At 70.0% G+C, this 17899-nt stretch carries 16 protein-coding genes and 1 pseudogene; 15 read left to right on the forward strand and 2 right to left on the reverse strand.

What is annotated here, in order from left to right:
• The first annotated feature begins 381 nt into the window (after positions 1-381).
• The 6 genes from ACW5EG_RS10610 (at position 382) to ACW5EG_RS10635 (ending at position 6182) form a co-directional block, all read left to right on the forward strand.
• Complete coding sequence (locus ACW5EG_RS10610) at positions 382-2145, forward strand: glutamine--tRNA ligase/YqeY domain fusion protein (RefSeq protein WP_457021438.1); 1764 nt, start codon at positions 382-384, stop codon at positions 2143-2145.
• Positions 2146-2156: 11 nt separating this feature from the next.
• A complete protein-coding gene (locus ACW5EG_RS10615) occupies positions 2157-2534 on the forward strand; it encodes a hypothetical protein (protein WP_457021439.1) in 378 nt (125 codons plus the stop codon).
• Entirely contained in the window at positions 2534-3112 is a 579-nt protein-coding gene (locus ACW5EG_RS10620; RefSeq protein ID WP_457019501.1) for a nucleoside deaminase, read from the forward strand. Before ACW5EG_RS10615 ends, ACW5EG_RS10620 begins: the two co-directional genes overlap by 1 nt.
• A 51-nt stretch (positions 3113-3163) precedes the next feature.
• Entirely contained in the window at positions 3164-4234 is a 1071-nt protein-coding gene (gene rlmM / locus ACW5EG_RS10625; protein ID WP_457021440.1) for a 23S rRNA (cytidine(2498)-2'-O)-methyltransferase RlmM, read from the forward strand.
• A gap of 97 nt (positions 4235-4331) precedes the next feature.
• Positions 4332-5081, forward strand: a complete 750-nt coding sequence (locus ACW5EG_RS10630) for a hypothetical protein (protein WP_457021441.1) — start codon at positions 4332-4334, stop codon at positions 5079-5081.
• Between the two features lie 159 nt (positions 5082-5240).
• Positions 5241-6182 (forward strand): DUF808 domain-containing protein, encoded by a 942-nt coding sequence (locus ACW5EG_RS10635; RefSeq protein WP_457019496.1) that lies wholly within the window; start codon positions 5241-5243, stop codon positions 6180-6182.
• 27 nt (positions 6183-6209) lie between these two features.
• On the opposite strand, the gene ACW5EG_RS10640 is transcribed toward ACW5EG_RS10635, so the two are convergent.
• Positions 6210-7388: an FAD-dependent oxidoreductase gene (locus tag ACW5EG_RS10640; protein ID WP_457021442.1), complete on the reverse strand. Its 1179-nt coding sequence runs from the start codon at positions 7386-7388 to the stop codon at positions 6210-6212.
• Complete coding sequence (ubiH, locus tag ACW5EG_RS10645) at positions 7385-8602, reverse strand: 2-octaprenyl-6-methoxyphenyl hydroxylase (protein ID WP_457021792.1); 1218 nt, start codon at positions 8600-8602, stop codon at positions 7385-7387. Before ubiH ends, ACW5EG_RS10640 begins: the two co-directional genes overlap by 4 nt.
• A 112-nt stretch (positions 8603-8714) precedes the next feature.
• On the opposite strand from ubiH, the gene ACW5EG_RS10650 reads away from it, so the two are divergent.
• From ACW5EG_RS10650 to ACW5EG_RS10690, 9 genes and pseudogenes are all read left to right on the forward strand, one after another.
• Positions 8715-9311, forward strand: coding sequence for a DUF6580 family putative transport protein (locus ACW5EG_RS10650; RefSeq protein WP_457019492.1), 597 nt, complete (start codon positions 8715-8717; stop codon positions 9309-9311).
• Positions 9312-9326: 15 nt separating this feature from the next.
• Entirely contained in the window at positions 9327-9875 is a 549-nt protein-coding gene (locus tag ACW5EG_RS10655; protein ID WP_457019491.1) for a cob(I)yrinic acid a,c-diamide adenosyltransferase, read from the forward strand.
• A gap of 19 nt (positions 9876-9894) precedes the next feature.
• Positions 9895-10824: a histone deacetylase family protein gene (locus ACW5EG_RS10660; RefSeq protein ID WP_457019586.1), complete on the forward strand. Its 930-nt coding sequence runs from the start codon at positions 9895-9897 to the stop codon at positions 10822-10824.
• 79 nt (positions 10825-10903) lie between these two features.
• Complete coding sequence (gene lptD, locus ACW5EG_RS10665) at positions 10904-13270, forward strand: LPS assembly protein LptD (protein WP_457021443.1); 2367 nt, start codon at positions 10904-10906, stop codon at positions 13268-13270.
• The gene (locus ACW5EG_RS10670) at positions 13267-14583 is read left to right on the forward strand and encodes a peptidylprolyl isomerase (protein ID WP_457021444.1); all 1317 of its coding nucleotides are present in this window, start codon (positions 13267-13269) and stop codon (positions 14581-14583) included. Before lptD ends, ACW5EG_RS10670 begins: the two co-directional genes overlap by 4 nt.
• A 1-nt stretch (position 14584) precedes the next feature.
• On the forward strand, positions 14585-15556 hold the full coding sequence (gene pdxA, locus ACW5EG_RS10675; RefSeq protein WP_457021445.1) for a 4-hydroxythreonine-4-phosphate dehydrogenase PdxA: 972 nt from the start codon (positions 14585-14587) through the stop codon (positions 15554-15556).
• 211 nt (positions 15557-15767) lie between these two features.
• Positions 15768-16556 (forward strand): 16S rRNA (adenine(1518)-N(6)/adenine(1519)-N(6))-dimethyltransferase RsmA, encoded by a 789-nt coding sequence (gene rsmA / locus ACW5EG_RS10680; protein ID WP_457019483.1) that lies wholly within the window; start codon positions 15768-15770, stop codon positions 16554-16556.
• A gap of 95 nt (positions 16557-16651) precedes the next feature.
• Entirely contained in the window at positions 16652-17035 is a 384-nt protein-coding gene (gene apaG / locus ACW5EG_RS10685; protein ID WP_457019482.1) for a Co2+/Mg2+ efflux protein ApaG, read from the forward strand.
• Between the two features lie 7 nt (positions 17036-17042).
• Positions 17043-17864, forward strand: a pseudogene (locus ACW5EG_RS10690) (symmetrical bis(5'-nucleosyl)-tetraphosphatase); the annotation flags it as partial.
• Between the last annotated feature and the right edge of the window lie 35 nt (positions 17865-17899).

The following is a 17899-nucleotide window of genomic DNA, read 5'->3' on the forward strand; positions in this document are numbered from 1 at the left end:
TGGCGACAGTGCGACCGACACGCCCTGCGGCTGCGGCACGCCGCTGGCCACCGCCGCGGCAAACAGCCCCAGCAGCAGCGCCAGGCAGACCGTGACCAGTCCTTCGTGACGCGGGCCTGCTTCGCGGGGGACGGTCAGGGCACGCCCCCCGCACCGCGCGACGGCTGCCGGGCAGGGCGGTGCCGCGAAGGGGGCGATGACGCCGCGAAGGGTCGGACAGCGGACATGCCGGGCTTCTCCTGCGCTCAGTGCGCTCCCGAATGGTAAGCAAGCATCGTGCCGGTGAGAATAGCGCTGCCCGCATTGGCTTGCGGGGGTAGCCGGGGCGCTCGGGTCGTGTTGGCCGCTCGGCTACACTGGCGTTTTCCCCCGATGCGCGTCATGACCCCTCCAGACCCGGCCGCGGCCGCAACGCCGCCGACCGCCGAGCCCATCGCGGCCCGCCAGGATTTCATCCGCCAGATCGTCCGCGATGACCTGGCCAGCGGCAGGCACAGCGCGATCCGCACCCGCTTCCCGCCCGAGCCCAACGGCTACCTGCACATCGGCCACGCCAAGGCGATCTGCCTGGACTTCGGCATTGCCGAAGAGTTCGGCGGGGTGTGCAACCTGCGATTCGACGACACCAACCCGGCGAAGGAAGACCCCGAGTTCGTCCAGGCCATCCAGGACGACGTGCGCTGGCTGGGCTTCGACTGGGCCGAGCTGCGCCACGCTTCGGACTATTTCGAGGTCTATTACCTGGCAGCGGAGAAGCTGATCGCCCAGGGCGACGCCTTCGTCTGCGACCTCACCGCCGAGCAGGTGCGCGAGTACCGCGGCAGCCTGACCGAACCGGGTCGCAATTCGCCCTTCCGCGACAGGTCGGTCGAGGAGAACCTCGACCTGTTCCGCCGCATGCGCGCCGGCGAGTTCCCCGACGGGGCGCGCACCCTGCGCGCCAAGATCGACATGGCCAGCGGCAACATCAACCTGCGCGACCCGGCCCTGTACCGGATCAAGCACATGCCGCATCCGATCGCGGGCGCCGGCTGGTGCATCTATCCGATGTACGACATCGCCCATGCGCTGGGTGATGCGGTGGAAGGCATCACCCACTCGCTGTGCACGCTGGAGTTCGAGGACCACCGGCCGCTGTACGACTGGTGCGTGGACAAGGTGGACCTGGCTGGTTCGCCGGAGCTGCTGGCACCACTGGTCGCCACGGGCGTGCCGAACGTGGCCGCGCGGCCGCGCCAGATCGAGTTCTCGCGGCTCAACATCAACTACACGGTGATGAGCAAGCGCAAGCTCACCCAGCTGGTGGCCGACGGCCTGGTGGATGGCTGGGACGATCCGCGCATGTACACCCTGCAGGGCCTGCGCCGGCGCGGCTACACGCCGTCCGCGCTGCGCCTGTTCGTGGACCGGATCGGCATCAGCAAGCAGAACTCGGTGATCGACTTCTCTGTGCTCGAGGGCGCGCTGCGCGAGGATCTCGACGCCTCCGCGCCGCGGCGCATGGCGGTGGTCGATCCGCTCAAGCTGGTACTGGCCAACCTGCCCGACGCCCACGAGGAAACGCTGTCGTTCTCCAACCATCCCAAGGACGAGTCCTTCGGCATGCGCGAAGTGCCGTTCTCGCGCGAGCTGTGGATCGAACGCGAGGATTTCGCCGAGATCCCGCCCAAGGGCTGGAAGCGGCTGGTTCCTGGCGGGGAAGTGCGCCTGCGCGGCGCCGGCATCGCCCGCGTGGACGAGGTGGTGAAGGACGCCGACGGCAACATCGTCGAACTGCGCGGCTGGCTGGATCCGGAATCGCGGCCGGGCATGGAAGGTGCCAACCGCAAGGTCAAGGGCACGATCCACTGGGTCAGCGCACGGCATGCGGTGGAGGCGGAGATCCGGCTGTACGACCGCCTGTTCTCGGTCGCCGATCCGGACGACGAGCGCGAGGGCAAGGGCTACCGCGACCACATCAACCCGGATTCGAAGCGCAGCGTGCGCGGCTACGTCGAGCCCGGGGCAGCGGTCGTGGCATCCGAACAACCACTCCAGTTCGAACGCCTGGGTTACTTCGTCGCGGACCGCCGCGACCACGGCGGCGATGCACCGGTGTTCAACCGCAGCGTCTCGCTGCGCGACACCTGGGCGGCGAAGGCCTGAGCATGGCGACCGTGCGCTTGCGCTGTCTGGTCGGCACCTGCCTCGCGCTGTTGCTTGTGGCCTGCGCGCCGCGCGCAGACGTGGCGGCGAGTCCGGCGCCTGTGCCCACGCCGGCGCCGGTGTCTTCCCCGGCAGCGCCGACTGTGCCCGGGACGCCGGACGCGTCCTGCCGCGTCGCCAGCGACTGCGAGGTCAAGAACGTCGGCAACTGCTGCGGCCATTTTCCTGCCTGCGTGAACAAGGACGCGACGGTGGACCCGGACGCCGTGCGCGCGCAGTGCGAACGCAACGGCATGGCTTCGGTCTGCGGCTGGCAGGACATCCAGTCCTGCGACTGCGTGCAGAACCAGTGCCGCGCGGTCGGCGGCACGCTGCCGGTGGAGCGCTGATGCTGTACGCACAGGTCCACCTGACCCTGCCGGCGTGGGTGCATGAGCACGTCGATATCTCGCGCGCGTATGCGGGCGACGAAGACAAGGTCGCGTTCGCGATCGAACTGTCACGCATGAACGTCGACGCCGGCAGCGGCGGACCGTTCGGCGCGGCGGTGTTCAACGCCGACAACGATCGCATCGTCTCGATCGGCGTCAACCGTGTGCTGCCGCAGAGCTGCTCGGTGGCGCACGCCGAGACGATGGCGTACATGCTCGCGCAGCAGCGCCTGCAGCGCTCGCGCCTGAACCGCGACCTGGACGACAACGTGGTCGGAAGATTCGTGCTGGCTACTTCCGCCCAGCCCTGCTGCCAGTGCTACGGCGCGACGGTCTGGGCCGGCATCGACCGGTTGCTGATCGGCGCGCGCTCGGAAGACGTGGAGGCGCTGACGCCCTTCGACGAAGGCCCGCTCCCGACCGACTGGACCGGCGAGCTGCAGCGGCGCGGCATCGAGGTGGTGCGCGACATCCACCGCAGCGCCGCCTGCGACGTGCTGCGCAGCTACGGCGAGTCCAATGCCGGCCGCTACTGAATCCGGCCACCCGCTAGACCGCGCGCGATGCAGCCCGGGCGCCTGCGGTCCATGAACGGCCTGCTCTGCTATTGCCGTGCCGGCTTCGAACCCGATCTGGCCGCCGAACTCGGCGAGCGTGCCGCGGAGGCGGGCGTCGTCGGCTATGCGCGCGCCGAGCGAGGCAGCGGCTACGTGCTTTTCCTCGGCGACGACGAGGCGATGGCCAAGCGCCTGCCGTGGCGATCGCTGGTGTTCGCCAGGCAGTCGTTGCCGCTGTTCGCGGAACTGCGTGGGCTCGACCCGAAGGACCGCATCGCCCCCATGATCGAGGCGATCGAGGCGGCTGTAGACGAGAACCGGGCTTGGCGGCGCCATGGCACGCTGTGGGTGGAGCATCCCGATTCCGATGCCGGCAAGCCGTTGTCGGGTCTGGCGCGCAGCTTCGGCAATGCCCTGCGTCCGGCGTTGCGCAAGCGCGGCCTGCTCAGCCAGGTCGAGGATCCGGCGCTGCCGCGGCTGCACGTGTGCTTCCTCGACGGCGACCACGCCCTGCTCGCCAGCGCCGACCCCGCGCACAGCTCGCCCTGGCCGCTCGGCGTGCCGCGGCTGAAGCTGCATGCGGACGCGCCATCGCGCTCGGCGCTCAAGCTCGAGGAAGCGCTGCATGTGCTGCTTGATCCAGTGCAGCGGCGCGACCTGCTGCGCCCGGGCATGACCGCGGCCGACCTTGGCGCCGCGCCCGGCGGCTGGACCTGGGTGCTGGCGCGGCAGGGTCTGCGCGTCATCGCCATCGACAATGGCCCGTTGCGCGAACACCTGTTCGACACCGGGCTGGTGGAACACTTGCGCGCGGACGGATTCCGCTGGCAGCCGTCGCGTCCGCTCGACTGGATGGTCTGCGACATGGTCGAACAGCCATCGCGCGTCGCGCGGCGCATGGGCGACTGGTTCCGCGAAGGCTGGTGCCGGCAGTCGATCTTCAACCTCAAGCTGCCGATGAAGAAGCGCTGGCTGGAAACGCGCCGCAGCCTGGACGGTTTCATGGAAGCGGCCGCAACGCCGGTCACGGTGCATGCGCGCCAGCTGTATCACGACCGGGAAGAAATCACCGTCTTCGCGCGACGCACGGGCGGCAGCTGAACCCGACCAGCGCATTCAGCCGCGAGTCGGCGACGATTGACGCGTGTTTCATGCGTGCCTGTCGAGGATGGACCCCCGTACCACACCGGAGTCCACCATGAACCGATCCATCCTGCACCGTAGCGTGCTGACCACTGCGCTGGCGCTGGCGACCGCCGCCGCGGGCGCCCAGGCCGTGGGCACTGCCCAGGCAAAGGCCGTGAGCGATGGGGCGACGGAATCGGCACGCGCCGAGGCCGCAGCAGCGCAAGAAGTCGCGCAGGAAGCCCGCGAGGCGGCTTCGCATGCCGCAATGGCCGCGCAGGCAGATGCGATGACGGCACGCGGGGAGGCGAGCGCCGAATATCACGCCCACGTCGCCCATCAGGCGTCCGTCCAGGCGCAGCAATCGGCGCAGCTGGCCGCCGAGGCAGCCAACGATACCGGCGCCGCGCGCAGCGTCGCGCATGGCGGCACTGCCCAGCCGGTCGACGCCCTGGTCGATGCCCGGGTCCAGAGCCAGCGCGCGCAGGCGGCGGGGCTGATCGCGCAGCAGGCGGCAGCCGAGGCAGTGGTGTCTTCGCGCGCGGCGGTCGAAGCGGTCAACGCGCCGCCCGCACCGCCGCCGCAGCCGCGCACGCCGACCGCCGCCCAGCTTGAGCCGGACGTCACCGTCATCTCGCACGTATCGGATCCAGCCATGGTCGCGGCAAGCCGCGCTTTCGAGCAGCTCGATGTCGACGGTGACGGTGCGGTATCCGCTGCCGAGGCGGCGGCGGAGTCCGCGCTCGCCAGCGGATTCGAGGCGGTGGACAGCAATCGCGACGGCCGCATCGATCGCGACGAGTACACCGCGCGCCTGCGCTGACATCCCGCCTGGCGTCGAGGCTGCGAGACAGGCTTCCAGCGCCATACCGTGACCGACGCCGCCGGCATCCGGCGGCGTCATGCCGTCAGCCTGCCGCCCATCACCCTTCCCGATACGCGCGCGGCCCTACAATCGCCCTCCCCGGTTCCGGCACCCTCCATGGCCTCCAGCCTGCTTGTCCTGCTCGACGACATCGCCACCATCCTCGACGACGTGTCGGTGATGACCAAGGTGGCAGCCAGGAAAACCGCCGGCGTGCTCGGCGACGATCTGGCGCTCAACGCCGAACAGGTCAGTGGCGTGCGCGCCGACCGCGAGCTGCCGGTGGTCTGGGCCGTGGCGAAGGGCTCGGCGCGCAACAAACTGATCCTGGTGCCCGCGGCGCTGGCGATCAGCACCTTCCTGCCCTGGCTGGTGACCCCGCTGCTCATGGTCGGCGGGCTATTCCTCTGCTACGAGGGCGCGGAGAAACTGCTGCACCGGTTCCTGCACAGCCGCGATGAAGACCAGCAGCGCCACGTGGCACACGCGGCGGCCCTGGAACAAACCGACACCGAACTGGTCGCCATCGAGAAGGGCAAAATCAAGGGTGCGGTGCGGACCGACTTCATCCTGTCGGCCGAGATCATCGTCATCTCGCTGGGCACCGTCACCAACCAGCCGTTCTCGGTGCAGGTGGGCGTACTGATCGGCATCGCGGTGCTGATGACGGTCGGCGTCTACGGACTGGTCGCCGGCATCGTCAAGCTCGACGACCTCGGCCTGTACCTGAGCCGCGGCAATAGCGGCTTTTCACGCGCAGTGGGCACCGGCATCCTGCGCATGGCGCCATGGCTGATGAAGGGCCTTGCAGTGGCCGGCACCGCGGCGATGTTCCTGGTGGGCGGCGGCATCCTGACACACGGTTTCCATGCGGTCAGCGAGTGGATCGGCGACGCAGCGGTCGAGGCCACGCATGTGCCTGGCGTAGGCGTGGTGCTGGGCGCGCTCACGCCGATGCTGATCAACGCGGCGGTCGGCATCGTGGCAGGTGCCCTGGTGGTCGGCGTGGTCACGCTGGTCCAGCGGCTGCGCGGCAGCACGGCACCGGCGGCGCACTGAGGCTGCCGCCAGGCCTGCAGCAGCGGGTCATCCGCCCGCGGCGCGGCGCCAGAACAGGTCCAGCAGCGGCGGCATGCGCCCGGCGATGCCGAGCAGCTGCCCGCGCAGCAGGGTCGGCGCGAGCGCGTCGTTGGAGAACAGCCGGTTGATGCCTTCGAAGGTGTAGGCAGCGACCGCGTTCTCGCTGCGCCGGGTACGCGCCCAGCGCGCCAGCCGCTGCGGCGCATCCCAGGCGGCGCGGCGATCGCGCGCCTCCAGCACGCTCGCGCGCAGCGCGGCGACGTCACGCAGGCCGAGGTTCACGCCCTGCCCCGCAAGCGGATGCACGGCATGGGCCGCATCCCCGATCACCAGCACGCGGCCTCGCTGCTGGCTCGCCGCGAGCTGGCGCCGCAGCGGGAAGGCGACGCGACGACCCAGCGCCACGATGGCTCCAAGGCGCGCCTCGAAGGCGGTGGTGAGTTCGCGCCCGAACGCGTCGTCATCCAGCGCCAGCACGCGCGCAGCCTCGTCATCGGGCAGCGTCCAGACGATCGAACAGCTGCCGTCGGCGCAGGGCAGCAGCGCCAGCGGTCCGGTCGGCAGGAAGCGCTGCCAGGCGGTGTCTTCGTGGGGCTGCTGCGTGCGCACGTAGGCGACCACGCCCTGCTGGGCATAGTCGCGTGCGTCCACCTCGATGCCTGCAAGGGATCGCAGGCGCGAGGCCGCGCCGTCGGCGGCGACCGCGATGCGCGCGTCGACGCGGCTGCCGTCGTCCAGGCGCAGGCGCACGCCGTCGGCGTCGTCCTCCAGCGTTTCGACCGCCGCTGGACAGCGCAGGCGTACGCCTGCCTGCTCCAGCCGCTGCCAAAGCGCGTCCACCAGCAGGCCGTGCTCGACGATCCAGCCCAGGCTGGTGCGGGCCAGTGCATCGACATCGAACACGATGGGACTGCCGGCGGCCGCGTCCCAGACGTGCATGCGGCGGTAGGGATGCGCGCGCGCCTCGCGCACCGCCCGCCATGCACCGAGCGAATCGAGCAGCGCGGCGTTGTCGGGCGCGAGCGCGTAGACGCGCAGGTCGGGCGTGTCGCGCGACCAGTCCGGCGGACGCCTGGATTCGACCAGGCAGGTGTCCAGCCCCATCTGCGTCAGCGCCAGCGCGCAGGCAGCGCCGACGACGCCGCCGCCCACCACCACCACGTCGTGCGGATCGCGGCGGCTCATGCGGCGCTGCCGCGGCACAGGGCCGGCAAATCGCCGCGATAGCCCATCGCGCCGCCGGCCAGCAGCGATTGCAACGAAGGCACCGCCCCGATCGCCATCAGGCCCAGGCTGCGCAGCGGCCGCAGCAGGGGCGCGGGATTGGCGGTGATCCGCGCCAGTCCGTCGGAAAACGCAAGGGTGCGGCTGCGGTCCTCGTGTCGACGCCGTACGTAGACCTCGAGCAGCGCTTCGGCGCCGGGGTCCTCCGCGCCGGCCACCAGTTCGGCCAGGGTGAGGGCATCGCGCAGCCCGAGGTTGAAGCCCTGCGCGCCGATCGGATGCAGGGCCTGGGCCGCGTTGCCGACCAGGACCACGCGGCGCGCGATGGTGCGCTCGGCGACGACGCGCAGCGCGGGATACACGCTGCGTTCGCCCACCTCCAGGAAACGTCCCGCGCGCCAGCCGAATGCCTCCTGCACGCGCGCGAGAAACCCGCGCGCATCCAGCGCCGCCACCGCGGTGGCCTCCTCCGTCGCCACGCCGTGGACGATGCCGTAGCAGCGGTCGCCGCGCGGCAGCAGCGCCGTGGGACCGGCATCGCGCAGGCGCTCGTAGGCGGTGCCATCGGGCGCCCGTTGCGTGCGCAGGCGCGCCACGAACAGGCGCTGGCCGTAGTCGTGCGTCGCCGCCTCGATGCCCAAGTTCTGGCGCACCAGGCTGGCGGCCCCATCGGCCGCCACCACCAGGCGCGCGGCCAGCACGCGCTCGCCGTCGGCATCGGCCACGCGCACCCGCTGCACCGCTTCGTCCCGTGAGCCGTCGAAACCAAGGAAGCGCGCCGGCCGCAGGCGCGTGAGGTGGCCTGATTCGGAGAGCCGCGACTCCAGCGCTTCGCCGAAATCGCGCGCCACCACCACCTGCCCGAACGCGTCACGCCCGAAGTCCGGCGCCTGCAGACAGGCCTGCCCGAAGTCCCCCTCGCGACTGATGTGGATGCGGCGGATCACGCCGGCGGGCCGCTGCAGGCGCGCCATCACGCCCAACGCGCCGAGCGCGTTGACGGTGGCCTCGGCGAAGCTGAGGTTGCGCTGGTCGAACACCTCCGGCATCGCGACCGGCGGCGTGGCTTCGAGCAGGGTGGCGGGCACGCCGGCACGGTCGAGCGCAAGCGCCAGGCTGGCGCCGACGAGGCCGCCGCCGATGATCAGCACGTCGTGGATCTGCGGGTCTGTCATGCCGCGGCATGATACCGGCAGCGGCCAGGCCGCCAGCGCGAAGGCCGGCCCGGCCGGCGTCTGCCCGAACGGGTAGAATGGCGGGGTTTCCACCGCCCCGCGACCACACGCCATGACCCGACCCGCCTCCGACACCCCGCTCGCACCCGGCCCCCTGGTCCTGACGGCGATGATCCTGCTGGCCGCGTTCTCGCGCCTGCTGCCGCTGCCGCCGAACTTCGCGCCGATCGAGGCGATCGCGCTCTTCGGTGGCGCGTACTTCGCCAGCCGCCACCTCGCGTTCGTCGTGCCGGTGTTGGCCATGCTGGTCGCGGACCTGGTGCTCGGCATGCTCCGCGGCGACACCTACCTGGCCTATTTCACCACCACCGCCTACCTGCCCAGCCTGCTGGCCAACTACCTGTGCATCGCCGCCACGGTGGCGCTGGCGTTCGGGCTGCGCGGCCGGGTCAATGGCGCCCGCGTGCTGGGTTACTCGCTGGCCGGCTCGGTGCTGTTCTTCCTGGTCAGCAACTTCGCGGTCTGGCTGACCTCGTTCATGGTGCCTGGCTACCCGGCCTGCAGCGCGGGCCTGCTGCCCTGCTACGTGGCCGCGGTGCCGTTCTTCAAGACCACCCTGCTCAGCACCATGGCCTATTCTGCGCTGCTGTTCGGCGGCTTCGCCCTGTTGCGCGGCCGCCTGCCCGCGCTGCGCGCACAAACCGTCTAGCCCATCGGCCGCGACGTGGGCAACCGTCTTTCCAAGATCTACACCCGCACCGGCGACGACGGCACCACCGGGCTGGGGGACGGCACCCGGATCGCCAAGGATGCGGCGCGTGTAATCGCCTACGGCACCGTGGACGAGGCCAACTCGGCAATCGGCCTGCTGCTGGCGGCGCAGTTGCCCGAGGACGTGCGCGACCTGCTGGTCTCGGTGCAGCACCAGCTGTTCGACCTCGGCGGCGAGCTGTGCATCCCCGGCCACGCCGCCATCGCCGATGCGGACATCGAGCGGCTGGAAGAACGGCTCGACCACTACAACGAGGCCCTGCCCCCCCTCAAGGATTTCATCCTGCCGGGCGGCGGCGAGGCGGCGGCGCGCTGCCATGTCGCCCGCACCGTGGTGCGCCGCGCCGAGCGCGAAACGGTGACGCTGTCGTGCAAGGAACGCGTGCGCCCGCAGGCGATCGGTTACCTCAACCGGCTCTCGGACCTGCTGTTCGTGCTGGCTCGGGTGCTGGCGCGTGCCGATGGCCACGGCGAGGTCCTCTGGCGCCACGAACGCCGCTAGGGATACCGCCATGGCGCGCATCCTCGGCTACACCCATCCCGCGTGCCTGGAGCACGACACCGGGCCGGGCCACCCCGAATGCGCCGACCGCCTGGGCGCCGTGCTCGAAGCCCTGCACGAGGCATTGCCGCAGCTGGAATGGATCGAGGCCCCGCGGGCCACCCGCGGACAGCTGCTGCGCGTGCACGACCCGCGCCTGCTGGCCACGGTCCTGTCACCACATCCACCGGGCAGGACCCGGCTCGATCCCGATACGGTGGCCTCGCCCGGCTCGCCCGAGGCGGCACTGCGCGCGGTCGGCGCAGGCATCGCCGCCACCGAGGCGGTGATGCAGGGCGAAGCCGACGTCGCCTTCTGCGCCGTGCGTCCGCCGGGGCACCACGCCACCGTCGACGCCGCGATGGGCTTCTGCCTGTTCAACAACATCGCCGTTGCCGCGGCGCATGCACTCGACCGCTTCGGCCTGGCGCGCGTGGCGATCGTCGACTTCGACGTGCACCACGGCAACGGCACGCAGGCGATCTTCGAGCAGGATCCGCGCGTGCTCTACCTCAGTTCGCACCAGTCGCCGCTGTATCCAGGCACCGGCGCCGGCAACGAACGCGGCGCCGGCAACATCGTCAACGCGCCGCTGCCGGTCGGCAGCGGCAGCGAGGCGTTCCGGCGCAGCTGGCAGGACCTTCTGCTGCCGGCGCTGGACGCGTTCGCGCCGCAGCTGCTGCTGGTGTCGGCCGGCTTCGACGGCGACCGCCGCGATCCCCACGCGCAGCTGGCGCTCGGCCCGGAGGACTTCGGCTGGCTCACGTGTGAACTGGGCCGGGTGGCCGCCCGCCACTGCGGGGGCCGCGTCGTCTCGATGCTCGAGGGTGGCTACCACCTGCAGGCGCTGGGCGAAGGCGCGGTGGCACACGTGGCTGCGCTGGCGGCAGGCCCCGCCCCGGCTGCATGAACCGGTACTGGTGGCCTGCATTGCCGCTGCACGAGGCTTGCGGCAAGCTAGCGACCTTTCCGCCCCCGGGATTCGTCGCGTGCGAGCTGCGTTCCGCCTGCTGCCCCTGCCGCTCTGCATCGCCCTGTCGCTGGCAGCCCACGCGGATGACGACATCCCGGTGAACTGGGCCCTGTGCCCGGTCGAGGATGCCGTGCCGCTGTTTCCCGACGCCCAGGCACCGGTCGGCAGCGTCGCCGATCGCGAGAACCTGCCCACCGACATCCAGGGTGACGAGACCCTGGGCGTGGACGGTGGCATCTACAACGTGACCGGCAACGTCACCCTGCGCCGCGGCGACCAGTTCCTGGGCACCGACGACATCGCGTTCTCGCAGGCCACCGGCACCTATACCGCCACCGGCAACGTGCGCTACCAGGACTCGGGCATGCGGGTGGTGGCCGAGCGCCTCGAGGGCGACCAGAACACCGACTCGCACCGCATCGACAACGTGCGCTACCAGCTGACAGAACGCCGCGGCAACGGCGGCGCAGAGCGTATCGAGATGCAACAAGCGCAGGGGCGGATGTTCGAGTCCACCTACTCGACCTGCCCGCCCAGCCAGCGCTGGTGGGAGCTGCGTGCGCAGCGCATCGACATCGATACGGATGAAGGCACCGGCGTCGCCCGCAACGCGACCCTGCGCGTGGGCAAGGTGCCCGTGCTGTACGTGCCGTGGGTGGCGTTCCCGATCGATGACCGCCGCCGCACCGGCCTGCTGTATCCCAGCATCGGCCTGTCCAGCCGCAACGGCTTCGACTGGCGCCAGCCGATCTACTTCAACCTCGCGCCCAACTACGACCTCACCCTGACCCCGCGCTGGATGAGCAACCGCGGCCTGCAGCTCGACACCGAGTTCCGCTACCTCACCGATCGCGGCCGCGGCACCTTCGAACTGCAGGCATTGCCCTCGGACGATCTGACCTGGCGCGAGCGGGCCGAGGAAATCGCCGACGGGATCCCGGTCGAGAACTACCGCGAGGACAACCGCGGGATGTTCCGCTACACGGGTGCGCAGAACCTCAACCGCACCTGGCAGGCGCGCGCCAACATGTACTGGATCAGCGATCCGCGCTGGATCGAGGATTCGAGCAGCACTGCGGAAGGACTGGCCGTGTCCTCGCTTCTCAGCAGCGCCGGGGTCTATGGACGCGGCCGGTTCTGGAATGCCGCCCTGCTGGGCGAGTACCGCCACCTCACCGACTACACGATCGACGAGTCGCGGCTGCCCTACAACCGCCTGCCGCGCGCGTATTTCCGCTGGGAGCAGCCGTTCGGCCTGTTCGTCGCCGGCGCCGACACCGAGGCGGTACGGTTCGCCCACGTCGATGCCGAGACCAAGCCAGGTGGCAGCCGCCTTGACCTCAAGCCCTGGCTCAGCATGCCGCTGGAAGGCCCCAGCTGGTATGTGACGCCGACCATGGCCTGGCGGTATACCGGGTACCAGCTGGACGATGCGTTCGCCAACCGCACGCCTTCGCGCAGCCAGCCGATCGGCACCGTCGACGCCGGCCTCTTCTTCGACCGCGACACGCGCTTCCGCGGCGAGACCTTCTTGCATACGCTCGAGCCGCGCGTGTTCTATCTCAATTCGCCCTACCGCGCGCAGGGCGACATGCCGCTGTTCGACACCCGGCCCATGACCTTCAGCTGGGGCCAGTTGTTCCGCGACAACCGCTATTCCGGCGCTGACCGCCAGGGCGACGCCAACCAGCTGACGACGGCCCTCACCACGCGCCTGATCCGCGAGGCCGACGGTCGCGAGAAGCTGTCCGCCAGCGTCGGCCAGATCCGCTACTTCGAGGATGCGCGGGTCACCCTGGGCAACGAGGTTCCGGTCCAGAAGGGCAGCTCGTCCTGGGTGGCTGATGCGAACTACGCGATCAACGATCGCTGGACCGTCGGCGCCTCCTACCAGTGGAACCAGACCAGCCGGCGCGAGGACCTGGCCAGCGTCCGCACCCGCTACCTGGTCGGCGACGACGGCATCATCAACCTGGCCTACCGCTACCGCCGCGACGTGCTGCGCCAGACCGACCTGCTCGAGCAGGTCGACCTATCCTTCCTGTATCCGATCAACCCGTCCTGGAGCCTGGTCGGCCGCTATTACTACTCGATCAAGGACCGGCAGGTGCTCGAAGGCATCGCCGGCGTGCAGTGGGAAAGCTGCTGCATCGCCGCGCGCCTGGTCGGTCGCCGCTACGTGCGTAATACCCGCGGCGAGATGAACGATTCGATCCAGCTCGAGATCGAACTCAAGGGACTGGGCTCGGCCGGACCCGACAATCGGGGTCGGTTGCGCCGTGCTATCCTCGGCTATCACCGCGACGACCTCTATCTCGTCCCGCCGTCGGAGCTGCGCAGCGGCCTGGACGACGACGAATCTCCCACAGACCTCTCTCCATGAAGACCCGCTTCGCATTCCTGTGCGCCGCCCTGCTGTTCGTGGGCACCCTCCAGGCGCAATCCGTCCAGCCGCTCGAGCGCATCGCCGCCGTGGTCGACGAGGACGTCATCCTGCAGAGCGAACTGGACCGCGCGGTCGCCAATATCGTGGCCCAGTACGCCAGCCGCCAAGGCCAGCTGCCGCCGCGCGCCGTGCTGGAGCGCCAGGTTCTGGAGCGCTTGGTGCTGGTCAAGCTGCAGACCGCGCGCGCGGCAGAGACCGGCGTGCGCGTGAGCGATGCCGAACTCGACACCGCGGTCGGCAACATCGCGCAGCAGAACAACCTCTCGCCCGACCAGTTGCGCCAGCAGTTGATGCGCGACGGCATGTCGATCGAGGACTTCCGCAGTTCGCTGCGCGATGAAATGGTGATCCAGCGCATGCGACAGCGCTTCGCGCAGAGCCGGGTCAGCGTCAGCGACGCCGAGGTGGACGCGGCAATGGCCTCGCAGGCCAGCGGCGCGCAGTACCAGCTGGCCCACATCCTGGTGGCGCTGCCCGAAGGCGCGACACCCGAGCAGATCGCGACGGGACAGCAAAAGATCGACGGCATCAAGAGCCTGCTCGACCGCCGTGAAATCGAGTTCGCGGCTGCGGCGGTGCGCTATTCCGACAGTCCAAACGCCCTCGAAGGCGGCAGCCTGGGATGGCGCAGCCTCGATGAAATCCCCGTGGCATTCGCCAACGCGATCCGCACCATGTCGCCCGGCGACGTGATCGGCCCGACCCGCGGGCCGAGCGGCTTCCAGCTGCTGCAGCTGGTGGACACGCGCGAAGGTGAACAGGCTGCAGGTGGCGGTACGGTGACCCAGTACAGCGCCCGCCACATCCTGATCCGCCCGGCCGAAGGCGCCGGCGGCGATGGCGAGGCCAAGGCCCGGATCGACGGCCTGCGTGCGCGTATCGCGGGCGGCGCCGATTTCCAGGAAGTCGCGCGCGAAAGCTCCGATGACACGGTCAGCAAGGCCGAAGGCGGCGATCTGGGCTGGTTCACGCAGGACGAGTTCGGCCCCGAGTTCGGCGGCCAGGTCTCGTTGCTGGAAGACGGCCAGGTCTCCGCCGCGTTCAGGACCCAGGCCGGCTGGCACATCATGCAGCGCGTGGCCGTGCGCCAGGCCAGCGCCGGCGACGACAACAGGCGTGCGCAGATCCGCGAGTCCATCGGCCAGCGCAAGCTCGAAGACGAGTGGGACCGCTACGTGCGCGAGATGCGCGGCGAAGCCTATGTCGACATCCGCGCGGGCAACGCACAGGCCGACAGCGACGGCGGCTGAGATGTCCCGTCCGCGGCTGGCGCTGGTACCGGGCGAACCGGCCGGCGTCGGACCGGAGCTGTGCGTACGCGCCGCGCAGCGCGACTGGGAGGCGGACCTCATTGGCTTTGGCGATCCTGCGACGCTGCAGGACGCCGCCGCGCGTCTCGGCCTGCCGCTGACGCTGCTCGCGCCGGACGCCAAGGCCGTTGCACCGGGTGAACTGCGCCTGGTCGTGATCCCCGCGCCCGTTTCCTGCGCGCCAGGCCAGGCCGATCCACGCAATGCGAGCTTCGTGATCGAGGCGCTGACGCGTGCGGCGTCCGCCTGCCAGGACGGCATTTGCCACGGCATCGTCACCGGCCCGGTGCACAAGGCCACGATCAACCTCGGCGGTATCGCCTACTCGGGTACCACCGAGCTGCTGGCTGCGCACGCTGGCTGCGACGTGGTGATGATGCTGGCCAACGACATCGTGCGCGTCGCGCTTGCCACCACCCACCTGCCGCTGCGCGAAGTCGCGGACGCGATCACGCCCGCAGCGCTTGAGCGCGTGCTGCGCATCCTGCATGGCGCCCTGCAGCGCGACTTCGGCATCGATGCGCCGCGCATCGCGGTCCTCGGCCTCAACCCGCACGCGGGCGAGGCCGGACACCTGGGGCGCGAGGAGATCGAAGTGATCGAACCACTGCTCGAACGGCTGCGCGCCGAAGGCATGTGCCTGCACGGCCCGCTGCCGGCCGATACCGCCTTCCTGCCGGCAAAGCTGCGCGGGTTCGACGCGGTCCTGGCGATGTACCACGACCAGGGCCTGCCGGTGCTCAAGTACAGCGGCTTCGAGCGCGCGGTGAACCTGACCCTGGGCCTGCCCTGGCCGCGCGTCGCCGTCGACCACGGCACCGCCTTCGATCTTGCGGGCAGCGGCCGGGCGGATCCTTCGAGCCTGTTCGCCGCGATCGAAACCTGCGCGCGGCTGGCGCGGCGCAATTGCTGAAGTCCGCTGACGTCGGGTTCGTTCTACCGCCTGCAGGGCTTGAAGCGCCTTGCAGTCGTTCGTTCCCGCGTGGCGACAAATCCCGCTTCCACACCCGGGTTCCCGCTATCCTCGCCATGACAGCTTCAGGCGACTGCCGATTCCCGAACATGCAATCAATCGACTGGGCCGATTTCGACAATCGCGATGTGTCGTCCGCGGCGCGCGCGCTGTGAGCGGCTTCAGCGGACCTGCCAAGAAGTCCCTCGGGCAGCACTTCCTGCACGAGCGCGGCGTGGTCGCAAAGATCATCCTCGCGGTCGATCCGAAGCCGGGCGACCGCATCGTCGAGATCGGTCCCGGCCAGGGCGCCATGACCTTCCCGCTGCTGCAGCGCCACGGCAGCCTGACCGCGATCGAGTTCGACCGCGACCTGCTGGCGCCGCTCACCGAAGCGGCACGCCCGCACGGCGAACTCACGCTGGTGCACGCCAACGTGCTGGACGTCGACTTCACCGCGCTCGCGCAGGGCGAGCCGATCCGCCTGGTGGGCAACTTGCCCTACAACCTGTCCTCGCCGATCCTGTTCCACGCACTCGACCACGCCGCGATGGTCCGCGACATGCACTTCATGCTGCAGAAGGAAGTGGTCGACCGCATGGCCGCCGCACCGGGCAGCAAGGTCTACGGCCGGCTGAGCGTGATGCTGCAGGCCTCGTGCCGGGTGACGGCGCTGTTCACGGTCGGACCAGGCGCGTTCCGGCCGCCCCCGAAGGTCGATTCTGCAGTGGTGCGGCTGGTGCCGCGAGCGCCCGACACCGTCGGCATCGACGATCCGGCACGCTTTGCCGCGATCGTCCGCGACGCGTTCGGCCAGCGCCGCAAGACGCTGCGCAACGCCCTGTCCAGGTTGTGTGACGAAAGCGTGATCCGTGCAGCTGACGTCGATCCGCAGGCCCGCGCCGAACAGTTGGCGGTGGCCGACTTCGTGCGCCTTGCAAACCGCACCGCCGAGACCTGAGCGCGGGTGCGGCGGACCGGCCGCGTGCCGCAATTCGCGCAGGCGATGCCGCAAACGTAGTCGAACCATTCACGGCCAACGCATACACTGGGCGCATGAGCCGTACCGCCGACTATAGCCTCGAGATCCAGATCGCAACGCAGTTCCTCGACGAGGAATCCGCGCCCGAGGACGACCGTTACGTATTCGCCTACACCATCCGCATCCGCAACCTCGGCCGCCTGCCCGCGCAGCTGGTGTCCCGCCATTGGGTGATCACCGACGCCAACGGCCGGACCGAGGAAGTGCGCGGCGACGGCGTGGTCGGTGAACAGCCGCGGCTGGAGCCCGGCGAGCAGTTCGTCTACACCTCCGGCGCTACCCTGCCCACCGCGGTCGGTACCATGGAGGGCCGCTACGACATGGTCGGTGACGACGGCACCCGCTTCGACGCACCGATCCCGCCGTTCACGCTCGCCGTGCCGCGCACGCTGCACTGACGCGCGCATGGCCGTCTGGGCGATCGGAGACCTGCAGGGCTGCTACGGCCCCACGCAGCGGCTGCTGGAGAAGATCCGCTTCGATCCGACCAGCGACCGGCTGTGGTTCTGTGGCGACCTGGTCAATCGTGGCGGCGAGTCGCTGGAAACCCTGCGCCTGGTGCATTCACTGCGCGACAACGTCGTCAGCGTGCTTGGCAACCACGATCTGTCGCTGCTCTCGATCGCCGAGCGCAGCGTTCCCGAGCAGCGCAAGGTCAAGCCCGACCTGCAGTCGGTGCTGTTCGCGCAGGACCGCGACATACTGCTCGACTGGCTGCGCATGCAGCCGCTGGTGCATGTCGATCGCGGGCTGGGATGGATGATGGTGCACGCCGGCCTGGCACCCAAGTGGACCACCGCCATCGCCGAACAGCACGCGCGCGAGATCGAGCACAAGCTGCGCGGCGAGGAAGCGCGCAAGCTGCTCAGGAACATGTATGGCGACCAGCCCATCTGGTCGCCGAACCTGCGTGGCTCCGACCGCGACCGCGCGATCATCAACGTGTTCACCCGCATGCGCTACTGCTCGCCGCGCGGACGCATCGCGTTCGAGGAAAAAGGGGCGCCGGGAACGCAGCAGCCGGGCCTGTATCCCTGGTACGAAGTGCCGGGGCGGGTCGAGCGCGACCTGAAGATCGTCTGCGGGCACTGGTCGTCGCTCGGGCTGTTCATCGGCCACGGTGTGCATGCGATCGATACCGGCGCCGTCTGGGGCGGCACGCTCACCGCGCTCCAACTCGACGCCGAAGGGCTGAACATCGTGCAGGTGCCGGGCCGCGACGCCTCGCCCTGACAGGCGGCGTGGGGTCGTATCGTTCTCTC

Source organism: Luteimonas sp. A611 (assembly GCF_054072715.1).

Bases quoted from the DNA above. Each gene is read 5' to 3' on its own strand.
- ACW5EG_RS10610 (WP_457021438.1), top strand. From the start codon at position 382: ATGACCCCTCCAGACCCGGCCGCGGCCGCAACGCCGCCGACCGCCGAG.
- ACW5EG_RS10620 (WP_457019501.1), top strand. From the start codon at position 2,534: ATGCTGTACGCACAGGTCCACCTGACCCTGCCGGCGTGGGTGCATGAG.
- rlmM (WP_457021440.1), top strand. From the start codon at position 3,164: ATGAACGGCCTGCTCTGCTATTGCCGTGCCGGCTTCGAACCCGATCTG.
- ACW5EG_RS10630 (WP_457021441.1), top strand. From the start codon at position 4,332: ATGAACCGATCCATCCTGCACCGTAGCGTGCTGACCACTGCGCTGGCG.
- ACW5EG_RS10635 (WP_457019496.1), top strand. From the start codon at position 5,241: ATGGCCTCCAGCCTGCTTGTCCTGCTCGACGACATCGCCACCATCCTC.
- ACW5EG_RS10640 (WP_457021442.1), bottom strand. From the start codon at position 7,388: ATGAGCCGCCGCGATCCGCACGACGTGGTGGTGGTGGGCGGCGGCGTC.
- ubiH (WP_457021792.1), bottom strand. From the start codon at position 8,602: ATGACAGACCCGCAGATCCACGACGTGCTGATCATCGGCGGCGGCCTC.
- ACW5EG_RS10650 (WP_457019492.1), top strand. From the start codon at position 8,715: ATGACCCGACCCGCCTCCGACACCCCGCTCGCACCCGGCCCCCTGGTC.
- ACW5EG_RS10670 (WP_457021444.1), top strand. From the start codon at position 13,267: ATGAAGACCCGCTTCGCATTCCTGTGCGCCGCCCTGCTGTTCGTGGGC.
- pdxA (WP_457021445.1), top strand. From the start codon at position 14,585: ATGTCCCGTCCGCGGCTGGCGCTGGTACCGGGCGAACCGGCCGGCGTC.
- apaG (WP_457019482.1), top strand. From the start codon at position 16,652: ATGAGCCGTACCGCCGACTATAGCCTCGAGATCCAGATCGCAACGCAG.